The sequence below is a fragment of the Stenotrophomonas sp. AGC87 genome (genome assembly GCF_057333975.1).
The window spans coordinates 1-15751 of the sequence record NZ_JBHFHW010000002.1; the positions used below are offsets into that span (position 1 = coordinate 1).

13 protein-coding genes are annotated in these 15751 nt (G+C 68.6%); 9 read left to right on the plus strand and 4 right to left on the minus strand.

Annotation, left to right across the window (positions count from 1 at the left end):
• From ACE026_RS00500 to ACE026_RS00530, 7 genes are all read left to right on the plus strand, one after another.
• Positions 1 to 529: metallopeptidase TldD-related protein (locus tag ACE026_RS00500; RefSeq protein ID WP_486037004.1), on the plus strand; the 529-nt coding region annotated here is incomplete at its 5' end.
• Positions 530 to 596: 67 nt separating this feature from the next.
• Positions 597 to 1298, plus strand: a complete 702-nt coding sequence (locus tag ACE026_RS00505) for a DUF4159 domain-containing protein (protein ID WP_486037005.1) — start codon at positions 597 to 599, stop codon at positions 1296 to 1298.
• A gap of 63 nt (positions 1299 to 1361) precedes the next feature.
• Positions 1362 to 2345 carry an AAA family ATPase gene (locus ACE026_RS00510; protein WP_486037007.1) on the plus strand — a complete coding sequence of 328 codons (984 nt, stop codon included), beginning with the start codon at positions 1362 to 1364 and terminating at the stop codon, positions 2343 to 2345.
• Positions 2346 to 2355: 10 nt separating this feature from the next.
• Positions 2356 to 3252 carry a DUF58 domain-containing protein gene (locus tag ACE026_RS00515; RefSeq protein WP_486037009.1) on the plus strand — a complete coding sequence of 299 codons (897 nt, stop codon included), beginning with the start codon at positions 2356 to 2358 and terminating at the stop codon, positions 3250 to 3252.
• The gene (locus ACE026_RS00520) at positions 3249 to 4367 is read left to right on the plus strand and encodes a BatA domain-containing protein (protein WP_486037011.1); all 1119 of its coding nucleotides are present in this window, start codon (positions 3249 to 3251) and stop codon (positions 4365 to 4367) included. The genes ACE026_RS00515 and ACE026_RS00520 overlap by 4 nt, the downstream gene beginning before the upstream one ends.
• A complete protein-coding gene (locus ACE026_RS00525; protein WP_486037013.1) occupies positions 4364 to 6535 on the plus strand; it encodes a hypothetical protein in 2172 nt (723 codons plus the stop codon). Before ACE026_RS00520 ends, ACE026_RS00525 begins: the two co-directional genes overlap by 4 nt.
• Entirely contained in the window at positions 6532 to 8361 is a 1830-nt protein-coding gene (locus tag ACE026_RS00530) for a hypothetical protein (RefSeq protein ID WP_486037015.1), read from the plus strand. Before ACE026_RS00525 ends, ACE026_RS00530 begins: the two co-directional genes overlap by 4 nt.
• Before the next feature lie 14 nt (positions 8362 to 8375).
• Here ACE026_RS00530 and ACE026_RS00535 read toward each other — a convergent pair whose 3' ends face one another.
• From ACE026_RS00535 to ACE026_RS00545, 3 genes are read right to left on the minus strand one after another with little or no spacing between them, the layout of a single operon-like run.
• A complete protein-coding gene (locus ACE026_RS00535) occupies positions 8376 to 8987 on the minus strand; it encodes a hypothetical protein (protein ID WP_486037017.1) in 612 nt (203 codons plus the stop codon).
• The gene (locus ACE026_RS00540; RefSeq protein ID WP_486037019.1) at positions 8984 to 9484 is read right to left on the minus strand and encodes an RNA polymerase sigma factor; all 501 of its coding nucleotides are present in this window, start codon (positions 9482 to 9484) and stop codon (positions 8984 to 8986) included. Before ACE026_RS00540 ends, ACE026_RS00535 begins: the two co-directional genes overlap by 4 nt.
• A gap of 9 nt (positions 9485 to 9493) precedes the next feature.
• The gene (locus tag ACE026_RS00545; RefSeq protein WP_486037021.1) at positions 9494 to 10222 is read right to left on the minus strand and encodes a hypothetical protein; all 729 of its coding nucleotides are present in this window, start codon (positions 10220 to 10222) and stop codon (positions 9494 to 9496) included.
• 391 nt (positions 10223 to 10613) lie between these two features.
• On the opposite strand from ACE026_RS00545, the gene ACE026_RS00550 reads away from it, so the two are divergent.
• Positions 10614 to 12602, plus strand: a complete 1989-nt coding sequence (locus ACE026_RS00550) for a hypothetical protein (RefSeq protein ID WP_486037023.1) — start codon at positions 10614 to 10616, stop codon at positions 12600 to 12602.
• A 4-nt stretch (positions 12603 to 12606) separates the two neighbouring features.
• On the opposite strand, the gene ACE026_RS00555 is transcribed toward ACE026_RS00550, so the two are convergent.
• Positions 12607 to 13050, minus strand: a complete 444-nt coding sequence (locus ACE026_RS00555) for a hypothetical protein (RefSeq protein ID WP_486037025.1) — start codon at positions 13048 to 13050, stop codon at positions 12607 to 12609.
• Between the two features lie 208 nt (positions 13051 to 13258).
• Between ACE026_RS00555 and ACE026_RS00560 the strand changes: the two genes are divergently transcribed.
• Positions 13259 to 15739, plus strand: coding sequence for a DEAD/DEAH box helicase (locus ACE026_RS00560; RefSeq protein WP_486037027.1), 2481 nt, complete (start codon positions 13259 to 13261; stop codon positions 15737 to 15739).
• The last annotated feature ends 12 nt before the right edge of the window (positions 15740 to 15751 follow it).

Sequence of the window (15751 nt, forward strand, 5' to 3'; positions counted from 1 at the left end):
GGTCTACGACCCACGCGTGACCATGGTGGCCGACCCGTGGCACCCGGAGGCGGCGGTGCTGCCGTGGGACAACGAAGGGCAGCCGCGCGAGAAGCTGGACATCATCAAGGACGGCAAGATCGCCAACCTCAACTACTCGCGTTTCTGGGCGCAGAAGCAGGGCAAGACCGCCAACGCGCGGCCGGGCAACCTGCTGATGGCCGGTGGCGACAAGAGCACCGCCGAGCTGGTCCGGGGCACCCAGAAGGGCATCCTGGTCACGCGCACCTGGTACATCCGCATGGTCGATCCGCAGACCGTGCTGCTGACCGGCCTGACCCGCGATGGCACCTTCTACATCGAGAACGGCCAGATCAAGCACCCGGTGAAGAACTTCCGCTTCAACGAGTCGCCGGTGATCATGCTCAACAACATCGAAGAACTCGGCAAGCCGGTGCGTGTGGCCGGTGACGAGTCCAGCCTGGTGATGATGATCCCGCCGATGAAGCTGCGCGATTTCACCTTCACCTCGTTGTCCGACGCGGTCTGATGAACGGTCGCGACGGCCACCGGCCGTCTCTTGGTCTGGCCGGTGACACCCGGGAACGTGCGTGGCGATGAACCGCGCACAGTTCCTGCGCCTGATGCTGGGCAGTGCCGCCTTTGCGGCATTGCCCGCGCCGGCACGCGCCCAGGCCGGGCGTTACGACTTCTGGTTCACCCGCCTCAAGTACGACTCCGGCGACTGGGACGTGGATGCGCGCATGCCATCCAACGTGATCACTTCGCTGATCGATTACACCTCCCTGCGCGTGGACCCGACCGAACACGTGATCGCGCTGTCTGATCCGCGCATGCTGGAGGCGCCGTTCTGCTACCTGGCCGGGCACAAGCTGGTTGAGTTCAACGCGGCCGAACGGCAGAACTTCGTGCGCTATGTGCGCAATGGCGGCTTCGTGTTCGTCGATGACTGCAACCACGATATCGATGGTCTGTTCGCGAAGTCCTTCGAAGCGCAGATGGCCAAACTGTTCGGGCCCAAGGCACTGACCAAGCTGCCCAACAACCACGCGCTGTACCGCAGTTTCTTCCGCTTTCCCGAGGGCCCGCCGGCCACCGGGTTCGAGCTCAATGGCTGGGGCGATGATCTGGTCCACGATTACCTCAAGGGCATCCAGATCGACGGCCGCCTGGGCGTGCTCTACAGCAACAAAGATTACGGGTGCGAGTGGGACTACGACTGGCGCAACAAGCGCTTCCTGGCCGAAGACAACACCCGCTTCGCGGTCAACATCGTGATGTATGCGTTGAGCGGCTAGGTTCCTTCCTGCATTTTCAGCCACGCATGGCGTGGCTCTACACCGATTTTCTGCGAGTGCCTTATGACGACCGACCCCCTTGATGCCCTTCTTCCCAAACTGCAGCAGTTGCGCGGCGCGCTGGCCCAGGCCGTGGTCGGCCAGCACGCGGTGGTCGAGCAGCTGCTGATCGGCCTGCTGGCCGGCGGCCACTGCCTGCTCGAAGGCGCGCCCGGGTTGGGCAAGACGCTGCTGGTGCGCTCGCTCGGGCAGGCGCTGGAGCTGCAGTTCCGGCGCGTGCAGTTCACCCCCGATCTGATGCCCAGCGACATCCTCGGCACCGAGCTGCTGGAAGAAGACCACGGCACCGGGCACCGGCACTTCCGCTTCCAGAAGGGCCCGATCTTCACGAACCTGCTGCTGGCCGACGAACTCAACCGTACCCCGCCCAAGACCCAGGCCGCGCTGCTGGAGGCGATGCAGGAGCGCACTGTCAGCTACGCCGGCACCACCTATACGCTGCCCGCACCGTTCTTCGTGCTGGCCACGCAGAACCCGATCGAGCAGGCGGGCACCTACCCGCTGCCCGAAGCCCAGCTCGACCGCTTCCTGCTGCACGTACGGGTGGACTACCCCACCGAGCAGGAAGAGCGCGACATCCTGCTGCAGACCACCGGCAGCGCCAGTGGCAGCGTGCCCAAGGTGATGGACGCCGAGGAGGTACTGGCGCTGCAGGCCGCGGTGCGCCAGGTCCACATCAGCGAAGACGTCCTCACCTGGATCACGCGCCTGGTACGTGCCAGCCGTCCTGGCAGCGATGCGCCGGCGGCGGTGAACCAGTGGATCAAGTGGGGCGCCGGCCCGCGTGCCGGGCAGTCGCTGGTGCTGGCGGCCAAGGCACGCGCACTGCTGCAGGGCCGTTTCGCCGCCACGCGCGAGGACGTGCAGGCGCTGGCCGCGCCGGTGATGCGTCACCGGCTGCTGCTGTCCTTCGCTGCCGAAGCCGAGCAGAAGAGCGCTGACGACGTGGTCGCCGCGCTGCTGCAGGCCGTGCCATTCCCGGGTTGATCCACACGCCGTGAGCCGCAACGCACCGATCGCGATCCCCGCCGATGTCCGCAGCCGCCTCAAGGCGCTGCGGCTGCTGCCACGCCGTGCGCGCGGTGCGCATGGGATCGGCCAGCACGCCAGCCGCAGCCGCGGTGCCGGGCTGGAGTTCGCGCAGTACCGTGCCTACGAACCCGGTGATGAGCTGCGCCAGATCGACTGGAAGCTCTACGCGCGCTCGGACCGGTTCTTCGTGCGCGAATCCGAGCGCGAGAGCCCGATCACGGCCTGGGTACTGATCGATGCGACCGCCTCGGCGGGCCAGCGTGATCGTGCGCGACCGGACTGGTCGCGGCTGGACCATGCCTGCGCGACCGCCGCCTGCCTGGTGGAACTGGCCCTGCAGCAGGGCGACCGCTTCGGCGTGATCGTGGTCAGCGGTGGTGGCGTGCAGCTGGTGCCGGCCGGGCATGGCCCGCGCCAGCGCGACCGCGTGCACCTGCTGCTGCGCCAGCTGCAGGCCAGTGGCAGCTGGCCGCCGGTGACCTCGCTGGCGCCGATCTGGGAGCGCGTGCAGACCGGCGATCTGCTGGTCGCAGTGGGCGATGGTTTCGACGAGACCGGCATCGTGCTGCTGGAACGGTTGGCGGCTGCCCGTCGGGAGGTACTGCACCTGCAGCTGCTGACCCCCGAAGAGCGCGATTTCCCGTTCACCGACGGCCACCGCTTCCGCGATCCGGAGACCGGTGAAGAACTGCTGGGCGATGGCCGCGCCATCCGCGAGGACTATCTGGCCCGCTTCGACGCCGCGCAGCGTGCATTGCAGGCGCGTCTTCAGAGCAGCGGCATCGTGCACGCCACCGGCTACCTCGACCAGCCGCTGGATCAGCCCTTGCGTGTGCTGCTCGGCGCCGGGGGTGGCGCGTGAGCCTGCTGTTTCCGCTCGGGCTGCTGGCACTGGCGGCATGGCTGGTGCCGCTGCTGATCCACCTGGCGCGGCGCCCCCAGTACGCGCCGCTCGATTTCGCTGCGCTGCGGTGGTTGCGGGCCCGGATCCGGCCGCGTCAGAAAATCCGTTTCGATGAGTGGCCGCTGCTGCTGGTACGGCTGCTGCTGCTCGCCGCGCTGGCCTTGATGCTGGCGCGGCCGGTGTTGCACGGCAGTGCTGCCGACACGCACCCGGTCACCGTGGTCGCCCCCGGTCTGGATGGCGCGGCCCTGCGTGGCCAGGACGCCAAGGGCGACTGGCGTTGGCTTTCACCGGGCTTCCCCGCGCTGGCCGACCCCGCCCCGGCACCCCGACAACCCCTGGCCAGCCTGCTGCGCGAGCTGGACCAGCGCCTGCCTTCCGGCGCGCCGCTGACGGTGTACGTGCCCGACCCGATGCCTGGTCTGGATGGCGAACGCCCGCGCCTGTCGCGCCCCGTGACCTGGCGGCCGGTGCCCTTGGCGCCCCCCGCCACGCGCGGCGCCGCCGTGCCCCTGCTGCAGATCGGTGGCGGCATCGCCGAGCGCGAGCAGCGCGTACTGGCGGCGATCCAGCGCGCGTGGTCGAACCAACCCCTGTCGCCTGCGCGCGCACCGACCACCGCCCCGGACGATGGGCAGCTCGGCGTGTGGCTCGCCGCCGAGCCGTTGCCGACCGCCTGGCAGGCGTGGGTGCAACAGGGCGGCAGCGTGCTGGTCGCATCGGATTCGGCGGGGGCCGGTTGGATGCCGGTCCTGCGCGATGCACAGGGCGCGTCCGTGCTGGAGCACCGCCCGGAAGGACGCGGTCGTCTGCTGCGCTTCACCGCAGCGCTGTCGCCGCCAGATCTGCCGGCATTGCGCGATCCTGACCTCCCGCGCCAGTTGCTGGGGGTGATCGCGGCACCGGCCGCCCCCACCCTCGCATCTGCGGCCACACAGCTGCCGTTGCGTGGCGCCTCCGCGCCGCTCCCGACACCACGTGAGCTCGCCCCCTGGCTGCTGGCGCTGATCGTGCTGCTGTTCGCGGTGGAGCGCGCGATGGCGACGTCGCCGCGCCGCGGAGCCGGCGCATGAGCCCCGCCCTCCAGCGCGGGTGGCAGCATGCACGCCGGCGGCAGTGGTGGATCACCACCGTGCTGGCCGTACCGGTCGCGCTGGCGCTCAGTGCGGTGGCCTGGCGGATCGCAGGATTCAACACCTTCACCGTGGCCCTGCTGCTGACGTTGCTGATCAGCGTCGGGCTGGCGACCTGGCGCGCACGTCGGCTGGATCGCCAGTGGCTCATTCGCCGCCTGGATGAACACCCGGTCGCGCAGGACAGTGCCGATCTGCTGTTCGCCGCACCGCAGGCGTTGAATCCGCTGCAGCAACGCCAGCGTGCGCATGTCGACGCGGCACTGCAGTCGCGCCTGCCCGAACTGCGGCCCCGCTGGCCCGGCCGCTGGGTGCTGGCGTCGGCGTTGATGTCGGTGGTGGTGATGGCACTGGCCTTCGGCTGGCCGCGCGGCGAGAACGCGGCGCCGCTGTTCCCGGCCGCTTCGGCACCACCGGCCACCCCGGCACAGCCGCCGCAGCTGCGCTCGGCGCGGCTGGAGATCACGGCCCCGGCCTACACCGGCCAAGCCGCGCGCGTGCAGAACGCACTGGACGGCAAGGTCGCGCAGGACAGCCGCCTGCACTGGTCGCTGCGTTTCTCCGCGCAGCCGAAGACCGCGACCCTGCAGTTCCACGATGGCCAGCGCATCGCCTTGCAGCGCGATGGCGAACAGTGGACCGCACAGTGGACCGCAACACGTCCGGCGCTGTACCGCGTGGTCACCGAACCCGCCCTGCGCGACACCCGCCTGTATCGACTTGATGTGGTGCCCGATCGCCCCCCGGTGGTGCGTGTGATCGCCCCGGACCGCAGCCTCGTGCTGGGCACGCCCGGCCAGCGCCAGTGGCCGCTGCAGTTCGAAGCCAGCGACGACTACGGTGTGGTCGCCACCGCACAGTTGAAGGTCACCTTGGCCCAGGGCAGCGGTGAGAACATCACCTTCCGCGAGCAGACCTTCAGCCTGAGCGGCACCGGACCGGCGACGCAGCGGCGCTTCGCCCGCACGCTGGACCTGGCCGCGCTGGGCGCCACCGAAGGCAACGACGTGATCGCGCAGCTGACCGTACGTGACACCCACACACCCACTGCGCAGAGCGCCCAGAGCAGCAGCGTGATCCTGCGCCTGCCCAGCGCCGCGGAGATCCAGGGCACCGACATGGAAGGCATGGTCAAGAGGACTCTGCCGGCCTACTTCCGCAGCCAGCGTCAGATCATCATCGACGCCGAGGCGCTGATCAAACTGCGCGGCAAGCTCCCCGCCGAGGAGTTCGTCAAACGCGCCGATGCGATCGGCGTGGACCAGCGCATCCTGCGCCTGCGCTATGGCCAGTTCCTTGGCGAGGAAAGCGAAGGCGGGGCCAAGCCGCCGCCGACCAGCGATGCCCTGCCCACCAGCGACACGCCGGCAGCCACGCACGACGACGATCACGGCCACGATGCCGACCCTGCCAAGCCCCAGGCGCAGGACGGGCACGACGATCACGACCACGGCGCGCCGACCGATGGCACCGCTGCCGTGTTCGGCAGCGCCACGGATGTCCTCTCCGAGTACGGCCATACCCATGACCACGCCGAGGCCGCCACCCTGCTCGATCCGAAGACGCGCGCCACGTTGAAGGCCGCGCTGGACCAGATGTGGTCCTCCGAGGGTGAACTTCGCCAGGGCCAGCCCGAGCGTGCCCTGCCATACGCCTACAAGGCACTGGGCTTCATCAAGGAAGTGCAGCAGGCCGAGCGCATCTACCTGGCGCGGGTCGGCCCGGAACTGCCGCCGATCGACGAGAGCAGACGCATGAGCGGCGATCGTGCCGACCTGGCCAGCCGCACCTTGCCACTGCGTGCGCTGGAGGCACCCGACCAGGCCATCGTGCAGGTCTGGCAGCAGCTGGCCGATCCAGCCAGTGCGCCCGATCTGGAGGCGCTGACCGGGTGGCTGCGGCGCAATGAAGCGCGCCTGCCCGACCCGCTGAGCTTGGCCGCCGCCATCGAAGAACTCCGCATCGCACCGGACTGCGCTGACTGCCATCAAGCCCTGCGCGCGCAGCTGTGGCGTGCCCTGCTGCGGCCGTTGCCGCAGGTCCCTCGTCGCAACTCACCCGATGCCATGGGCCAGCGCTACCTGGATGCACTGGAGGCCACGCCATGAGCGAACCACGCTGGATCCTGATCGCGCTGCTTGCCGTGCTGCTGCTGAGCAGCGCGCGTCTGTGCTGGCAGCAGTGGCGTGGACCGGCGCGCACGCGCGGCGCGTTCGCCAGCCTGCTGCTGTTGCAGGCGGCGGTGACCACGCTGCTTTACCTGACGCTGGTGCCACCGATGCAGCACGCCGCCGGGGGTCAACTCACCGTACTGACGGCGGCGGCCGATCAGGTCCGCTGGCCGGCCGAGCCGGGCGAAACCGTGGTCGCGCTGCCGGAAGCGAGGACGGCGATCGACGCCCTGCCCGCGCCCGACCTGGCCACCGCGCTGCGCCAGCATCCTGCTACCACCTCACTGCGTCTGGTGGGCGATGGCCTGCCCGCGCGCGACCACGATGTGGCCCTGCCACGCAGCGTGCGCATCCAGTCGCCCAGCGCGCCGCAGGGCTGGATCGCACTGCAGCCGCCGGCGGTCACGGCGCCCGGTGCAGTGTTCACCGTCAGCGCGCGTGCGCAGGGCGTGCCTGACGCGCGTGCCGAACTGCTCGATCCCGCCGGCCTGGTCATCGACAGGGCCACGCCCGATGCCGGTGGGACGGTGCAGCTCAGCGGTGTGGCCCGCGTCGCCGGACAGAGCGTGTTCGGCCTGCGTCTGATCGACGCCGAACAGCATGTGATCGATACGCTTGCCGTTCCTGTGGACACCGCTGCCGCGGCGACGCCCCGCCTGTTGCTGCTGGCCGGTGCACCCGGCCCGGAGCTCAAATACCTGCGCCGCTGGGCCACCGATGCCGGGCTGCAGGTGCAGAGCCAGGCCAACGCCGGCGGCGGCCTGTCGCTCGGCGATGCACCGATCATGCTCACCGCTGCCACCCTGGCGGGGACCGATGTGGTGGTGCTGGATGAGCGCAGCCTGGCCGCACTATCGGCCGCGCAACGCAGTGCGCTGCAACAGGCGATCCGCAATGGGCTAGGCGTCCTGGTTCGTACCACCGGCCCTCTTGGCGACAGCGCGCGCCAGGCGCTGCGCGGCTGGGGGATGACCGTCACCGGCAACAACCAGGCCAGTGCCCTGACGCTGCCCGCCGACGCCGATGCCGCCCTGCTGCAGGCACGCCGCGGCCCACAACGGCCCGCATCGGACACCACCGCCTACATCGATGAGGCCGACGCCGCCTCACATCAGGCCGCACTGCCAGTGCTGGAACGGCTGACACTACAGACGGCCGAGGCGACACCCCTGCTGCACGACGCCAAGGGAATCACCGTCGGTGGCTATCGCCCGCTCGGACGCGGGCGCGTCGCACTGCTGCCAGTCACGGACAGCTATCGGCTGGTGCTGGCCGGCCGCGATGATCGCCACGCCGAGCTATGGAGCAGCGTGCTCGCCAGCGTGGCGCGCCCGCTGCCGGCCACAACGGCACTCCGTATCGACGCCATTACCCCGTGGTCCGGCGAGCGCATGGCACTGTGCCAACTGCGGGAAGCCGCCCAGGTGCGCGCACCGGATGGCTCGCTCACCCCCCTGCAGATTGATCCGACCAGCGCGGCCGAGCGCTGCGCTGGGTACTGGCCGACCCAGCCCGGCTGGCATCAGCTGCAGCAGGGCGAAGGCCGCCACGCGTTCTACGTGTTCGATCCGGCCACCGCCCGACCGTTGCATCGGCAACAGCTGCGGGATGCGACCGCGCAGCGTCTGGCAACAGGTACTACCGTCGCCTCGGCTGGTACCGTCGAGACGCCGGGCGCGCGTTGGCCCTGGCTACTGGCCTTCGTGCTGGCGGCTGGTGTGCTGTGGTGGCTGGAGCGGCGACGAGTGGTGACGCCTGTATAGCGCGGGGATCGCCTTCAGAGGGCATCCATCGCCTCTTGCAAGGCGAGCAGCCCCTTCAGCCGCTGGCGGTGCCGCCTGCAGATCGCCCAGCCGGCCACGGCAAACACCACCACGACGACGGCATTGAGCACGATGCTCACGGCCCAGTGCGCAGGCGGTGCAGCGTGCGCCATCGGCAGGCGCCCTTGGGCGGTCAACAAGACCCAGAGCGTCATGGTTGCCCACAGCGCCACACTCACCCACATCGTCACGCGCCATATCCGAAGTGCGGTCCGTGAGCGGTCGCGTTCAAACGCGACGAGCCCGCGTGCGTCCAATGCCTTCGCGCGCCACTGACGCCGGCGCTGCCACAGCGTCCAACCACTCATGACGATGACCAGTCCCATCAGGAACCACACCAGGCCTGCGGGTATCGGCAATCGCTCGCCGAGTGACAGAGCCCGCACGCAGTTGCCGATCGACAGCACGGCCAGCACGCCCTCGATGCTCCAGACAACACGCAGGCGGCGGCTCCGGCGATGGACCTCGCGCTCCAGCGCCTGCACATCGGGAGCGGCACTGGGCTGGGCCTGCCAGCGCGTTGCAAGTGCATCCCACCCCGTGTTCTCGTCGTCGATCGCGTTCATCGCGAAGCTCCCATCAGATCCCGCAGTTGTCGCCTGGCCCGGCTGAGCCGCTGGGCAACGGCGTTTTCCTCCAGCCCCAGCGCGTCCGAGATTTCGCGGTGGGAGAACCCCTCCAATGCAAGGGACACCACCTGTCGGTAGCCGAGCGGGAGACCCAGGACGGCGCTCAACAGCGCATCGCGCTGCTGCTGTGCCTGCGCATGGCGCAGCGGGTCGGCGTTCGGATCGGGCCAGCCCTCGTCCAGATCACGTGCCGACAGGCGTGGCTCCCTGGCGAGGACATCAACGGATCGATTGTGGGCGACACGGGCGATGAATGCCCGCAACGAGCCGTCGCCACGCCAGCGCGGAAGCGCCTGCCATACCGCGATGCTGACCTCCTGGAGGAGATCATCGCGGCGGGCGATATCGCGCGTGTAGCTGTGGGCCAGTCGGCTCAGCATCGGCCAGTGCTCACGAAGGATGGACTGCAGGTCAGCGGCGGTCGGCAGCGGCAAGGCGGCGGCTCAGTCAGCGGCAACGCAATCAAATGCGTCGCGGTAGGCCCAGTAGCCCACATACCCCAGCTGCAGCAACAGCAACAGCAACCAGGGCTGGAATACCACGCTGCCAACCAGCAGCATCGACAGCACAAGGTACAGCGCGATGGGTCGCCAACCTGCAGCCAGCAGGCGCAGGTTCTCACGCAATGCCTCTGCCACGCCCACCCGGTCCAGCACTACCCGCGGCACAGTGAAGAACAGCAGCACGCCGGGCAACGTCCCCGCCGCGAAGACGGTGGCCAGCTGCAGGCGGGTCAGTTGAGTGATCACCGCGGGATCTGCCGTGACCACGCCGAGCGCCACCGACGGTCCGGTCCACATCCACAACACGGCCATCTGGAAGGCAAACACACTCGCTGACAACACAGCCAACTGCAGCAGACGGCCGCGCAGACCGAGCATCCGGGCCATGCCTTGCCTTATGGCGAAGCGGCCATTGCGCACACGCTGGTCCAGGACGATCAGGCACCACACCGACGCAATCGGCACCACGAACTTGGACAGCACCACGCCGGCCACCGGAATGGACACCTGCAGGATGAGTTCGATCGCCATCGGCACCAGGGACAGCCCGAACCAGCGTATCGGTGCCTGCCGGTACATGCGCCAGGCTGAGGCCCACCAGTGCCACATGCGACGGGCGGACCAGGCGCTTGCGTGAGGTGACGGCAGAACGGTGTCAGGGGTAAGCATGCGGCTCTCCATGTGGGCGTGCGTCCTTTAGAAGACCGTCAGTGCGTGGAAAACCTGACAGACGGTCTGGATCACCAGGCCCAGAGGTCAGTCGTGACGCTTCCGGCTGGCATGCGCCGCACACTGCTGGCGGCACCAACGTCATTCTCCCGTACGACGTCATTAAGCATGTCAGCGACTGCAACCGCGCAGAGGTGGGGCTCGGCAGAAGCGCGTTCCCCTGGTGCCATCAATTACAACTTCTTGCATGGTGAGCGCGCCGGCAAACTGCCAACCTGCCTGGTTTTCCACAGGCTGACATGAGCATGACGAAATCACCTGCCATGGTGAAGATCGACTCGATCGGGACATCGGCCCGGGACGTCGTCCCCGTTGAGGCAGGCCACTTCCGATGAAGATCATGGCATTCGGCGTGCTCGTCCTGGTGTGTCTGGCGCTGGCCATCCGGTGGCAACGACGGCGTGATGCCCGTGGTTTCTTCGAACGGTTACGCGAGCAGGCACCCCTGCGTGTGCTGTCGGTCAAAGAGCGCGCCGCCCTGGCGCCGCTCCATGCCTGCCTTGACCTCACCGTGGATGCCGAGGTGCGAGCACTGAGCGGCCCCCATGCCCGCGAAGTGTTGCGGAACTGGGGTACCTCATTCGTACGGGAGAGCGTGGGCGGCGTCGACGTGTTGCTGCCCTTCGATGCGGCGGATTACCTGGCCGAACAGAACACCGCAGAGGTCGTTCTGGGGCCGGGCTATGCGATCGTGGTGCGGCTCAATGCATTCGATATCACCACGGCAGGGTCACGCGCGCTACGGACGCCCGCACGACACCTGGGTGAGCGCTTGGAGCATCCGGAGGAACGCCGGCTCCGTCGCCGCCCCGGTACGCCGTGGGCCGCTGCCGGGTTGGCCATGGGAGCCAATGCCTGCGGCCTGGCCTTGCTCTGGGACAACGGCCCGTGGGCCTGGGGCGTGCTGGGTGCAGGACTGGCCTTGATGCTGTTGTCGGCCGGGTTGTACATGCGCCGACAGATCGGTCCGGCGGCACTGCAGCGCGTCGACCGCGTGCGCGGTCGCGTCAACCGCCTGCAGCTTCTGCGCCCCGGCGATCCTGCGGGCACCGGATGTCATGTGTTGATCGGCAACGATCAGCGGATTCGCCCCTGCCACGATTGGAACGAATCGAAGGGACTGCAGGCGGGTCAACGGATCGAAGCCGAGATATACCGGCACAGCCGGCGCGTGCTGTCCCTGGGTCCGGGCTGGCCGACGCTGGACGAGCATCGCCGATATCCACCCGTGCCGCTGGCGCGGCATGCCCTGATGCTCGCGGTAGCGCTGGTGTCGCTGTGCCTTGCGCTGAGTGCCAGCGATGGCCCCACCTACGAAGCGCAGCGCGCGATGCGATTGTTCTCGGCGCACCAGCTCCGTACCGATGCTGACCCCGGCAGCCTGCTGCAACGCCCTCCCGCCATCGGCGATGGTGTGCACCTGCGCGTGCGCGCAACGTGCGAGTGGGTGCCTCAGGAGCGGCACGGCCATACCGTGGCCTCCGCCGACTGCGACCGGGTCCGCTGGGGAGTGCCCCAGGTGCCGAGGGCTGAACTGGAGATCGCCGAACCGATCCTGAGATTGGGGGCCTACGATACGCAGCTGCGTACGCCGTACACCGGAACCACCGAACTGTTGGCACCCTTTCGCCAGGTAACCGGACTGGGCGACCTGCTGGAGCGCGTCGATGCCGCGTGCGCGCAGGGCCTGGATGCCTGCGGCGACCTTCAGTCAACGTTGCTGCGGCTGCTGTCCTGGCAGAGCGATCACATCGCGCCTGGCGACCAGGCTTGGGCCTCGCTCATGCGCGCCGCCCGCCTCGCCAGCGATCAGGCGGGTCCGGAGGGCCTGGCGTTTCCCAGCCACGTGATCAGAAAGATCAACACTGCGGTCGAGCAAGCGGCCGATGCGCATGTGCTGTCGCGGTGGGCGGCGCAGACGCCTGCGCTGCTCGCACAGCAGCAGGGCGGCGTGGTCTTGGTGACGGCTTCGCCGGGTGAGTTCCACTCTGTCGGCGACGCCTGGCTCGGCACGGCGCATGACCAGTGGAAGCGCATGCGCGCCGCCGCGACCATCGCTCGACCGGTCACCGTCTCTGGCACGGTCACTGCGCGTATCCACGATGGGCGCACGCAGTGGCTGGAGATCGATCCGACCGAGCCCTCCGATGCCGCCATCGCCGGGCTGGGCCGTTGCGCATGGCTGCTGGCAGCGCTGCTGCTGATGCTGTTCCACGCGGTACAGTGCGTGCGCTGCGTGCCACGGGCCATCGCACGCCGCAGCGCGCTGGACGCGGACATTCTCCAGCGGCCAGCGCCGATGCACCGCTGGTCGCCCTGACCGATCAGGGCTCCGGCAGCACCGGGCACCCACCCTGCTGCGCACACACCTCCTGTGCGCGACGCTGCTCTTCATCGGTCAGCTCCGGCGGAGGGCGGGCGCTCGCGGACTGGATCTGGTCGGGTCCGCCGGTAAGTTTGTTCACGCCCTGCGCAGCGGCGGCCAGCCCCTTGTTGATGCCCATCATCAGATAGCCACCGCTCATGCTGACCTGCTCAGGCGACGGCGGCTCGCTCCAGGTGCGGCTGAAGCGGTTGGGCTGCACCTGTACCGGATTCTTGAAGCGGTACAGATCCAGCGGCTCGTCGTCGGGCTTGAGGGCGCGCACCTCGCCCAGCGTGGTGACATCGCCCTGCGTTGTCGCGGGCGGCGGTTCCACCGGCTCGGGGGCAGCGACCTGCTGCGCCTGCCCAGCGGCGGCCAGCCACAACCCCGCAAGCACTGCCAAGCCTTGATATTCACGTAATGCCACAGCAACTCCGTCCGTGTTTGTAGCGGGCTGCTCCCTAGGATACGGAGGCGGGTGTCAGGTTTCGTTGATGGCACCTGTCCAGCCAGCGCGGGACCCACTGAATGATTCACCGGCCATATCGCGATGTCTCAGACATTGAGACGCGGTCATGTTTCCATAGCGTCCTTTGCAGACCGTTGTGACCATGGCTTACGAACTCGCCAAGCGCACCGAGGACGCCGAGCGCAACCTCGCCACCACCGATGGGCTGCCCTCGCGCGATGGTGCGCTGCTGACCGCGCGCCTGCAGCGCCGCTATAACGACCGCATCACCGGCAGCTTCACGATTCCCGCTCGCGAGGGCCGGTACGCGCCGATTCCGGCCGATGTGCCCGATGCCCTGGTCAACGCACTGAAGGCACGCGGCATCGAGCAGCTGTACAGCCACCAGGCGCAGGCCTGGGAGGCCAGCCAGCGGGGCGAGCACGTGGCCATCGTGACCCCGACCGCCAGCGGGAAATCGCTGTGCTACACCCTGCCGGTGGTCAGCGCCGCCATGCAGGGCAAGGCCAAGGCGCTGTACCTGTTCCCGACCAAGGCGCTGGCCCAGGACCAGGTGGCCGAGCTGCTGGAGCTCAACCGCGCCGGCGACCTGGGAGTCAAAGCCTTCACCTTCGATGGCGATACGCCGGGCGATGCGCGCCAGGCGATCCGCCTGCACGGCGACATCGTGGTCTCCAACCCGGACATGCTGCACCAGGCGATCCTGCCGCATCACACCAAGTGGGCGCAGTTCTTCGAGAACCTGCGCTACGTGGTGATCGATGAGGTGCACACCTACCGCGGCGTGTTCGGCAGCCACGTCACCAACGTGCTGCGCCGGCTCAAGCGGATCTGCGCGTTCTATGGGGTGGAGCCGCAGTTCATTCTGTGCTCGGCCACCATCGGCAACCCGCAGGCGCATGCCGAGGCGCTGATCGAAGCCCCGGTCACTGCGATCACCGAATCCGGCGCGCCGACCGGGCCCAAGCATGTGCTGCTGTGGAACCCGCCGGTGGTCAATGCCGATCTGGGCCTGCGGGCTTCGGCGCGCTCGCAGAGCAACCGCATCGCCCGCATCGCGATCAAATCCGGCCTGAAGACCCTGATCTTCGCGCAAAGCCGGTTGATGGTCGAAGTACTGACCAAGTACCTCAAGGACATCTTCGACCACGACCCGCGCAAGCCGGCCCGTATCCGCGCCTACCGGGGCGGTTACCTGCCCACGGAGCGGCGGGAGACCGAGCGGGCGATGCGCGCCGGGCAGATCGACGGCATCGTCAGCACCTCGGCGCTGGAGCTTGGCGTGGATATCGGCAGCCTGGACGTGGTCATCCTCAACGGCTATCCGGGCAGCGTCGCCGCGACCTGGCAGCGTTTCGGCCGTGCCGGCCGGCGCCAGCAGCCCGCACTGGGCGTGATGGTGGCCAGTTCGCAGCCGCTGGACCAATACGTGGTGAGGCATCCGGACTTCTTCGCCGAGGCCTCGCCCGAGCATGCGCGCATCGCGCCGGACCAGCCCCTGATCCTGTTCGATCACATCCGCTGCGCCGCCTTCGAGCTGCCGTTCCTGGCCGGCGATCCGTTCGGCCCGATCGACCCGCTGGTGTTCCTGGAAGCCCTGGCCGAGACCGAGGTGGTGCATCGCGAAGGCGACCGCTGGGAGTGGATCGCCGACAGCTACCCGGCCAACGCGGTCAGCCTGCGCTCGGTCGCCGATGGCAACTTCGTGGTGGTGGACCGCAGCGACGGCAAGCAGCAGATCATCGCCGAGGTGGATTACTCCGCCGCCGCGCTGACGCTGTACGAAGGCGCCATCCACATGGTGCAGTCCACCCCCTACCAGGTGGAGCGGCTGGACTGGGAAGGCCGCAAGGCCTATGTCACCCGCACCCACGTGGACTACTACACCGACAGCATCGACTTCACCAAGCTCAAGGTGCTGGACCACTTCGACGGCTGCATCGCCGGGCGCGGCGATTCGCACCACGGCGAAGTGCACGTGGTGCGCCGCGTGGCCGGCTACAAGAAGATCCGCTATTACACCCACGAGAACATCGGCTACGGCCCGGTCAACCTGCCCGACCAGGAGCTGCACACCACCGCGGTGTGGTGGCAGTTGCCGCAGGCGCTGCTGCTGACCGCGTTCGACAGCAAGCAGGAAGCGCTGGACGGCTTCCTCGGCGCCGCCTACGCGCTGCACATCGTCGCCACGGTGGCGGTGATGGCCGATGCGCGCGACCTGCAGAAGGCCGTCGGCAATGGTGATGGTGCGTGGTTCGCAGTGGCCGACCAGAGCGGACGCGGGCAGCTGCGCGGCGCCGAGTTCGATGCCAGCGCGATCGAGCTGCAGCAGCAGTTCGTGCCGACGGTGTATCTGTACGACAACTTCCCCGGCGGTGTGGGCCTGAGCGAACCACTGTGGCTGCGCCAGGCCGAGCTGCTGCTGCGCGCGCGCGAGCTGGTGCAGGGCTGTGACTGCAAGGCCGGCTGCCCGGCCTGCGTGGGCCCGGTGCTGGCCGGCCAGGAGGACGATGCCACCACGCCCAAGGCGCTGGCGTTGAAGGTGCTGGATCTGTTCGACAGCGCCGCGCTGCCGTCTGCTCAAGAGCAGGAGCGCCGGAGCGCCGAGGTGGTGACGCCGTGAGCCTGAGCCTGG

What these genes read in the sequence shown, in the direction of transcription:
- ACE026_RS00505 (WP_486037005.1), top strand. Translation starts at nt 597, where the DNA reads ATGAACCGCGCACAGTTCCTGCGCCTGATGCTGGGCAGTGCCGCCTTT.
- ACE026_RS00510 (WP_486037007.1), top strand. Translation starts at nt 1,362, where the DNA reads ATGACGACCGACCCCCTTGATGCCCTTCTTCCCAAACTGCAGCAGTTG.
- ACE026_RS00525 (WP_486037013.1), top strand. Translation starts at nt 4,364, where the DNA reads ATGAGCCCCGCCCTCCAGCGCGGGTGGCAGCATGCACGCCGGCGGCAG.
- ACE026_RS00530 (WP_486037015.1), top strand. Translation starts at nt 6,532, where the DNA reads ATGAGCGAACCACGCTGGATCCTGATCGCGCTGCTTGCCGTGCTGCTG.
- ACE026_RS00535 (WP_486037017.1), bottom strand. Translation starts at nt 8,987, where the DNA reads ATGAACGCGATCGACGACGAGAACACGGGGTGGGATGCACTTGCAACG.
- ACE026_RS00545 (WP_486037021.1), bottom strand. Translation starts at nt 10,222, where the DNA reads ATGCTTACCCCTGACACCGTTCTGCCGTCACCTCACGCAAGCGCCTGG.
- ACE026_RS00550 (WP_486037023.1), top strand. Translation starts at nt 10,614, where the DNA reads ATGAAGATCATGGCATTCGGCGTGCTCGTCCTGGTGTGTCTGGCGCTG.
- ACE026_RS00560 (WP_486037027.1), top strand. Translation starts at nt 13,259, where the DNA reads ATGGCTTACGAACTCGCCAAGCGCACCGAGGACGCCGAGCGCAACCTC.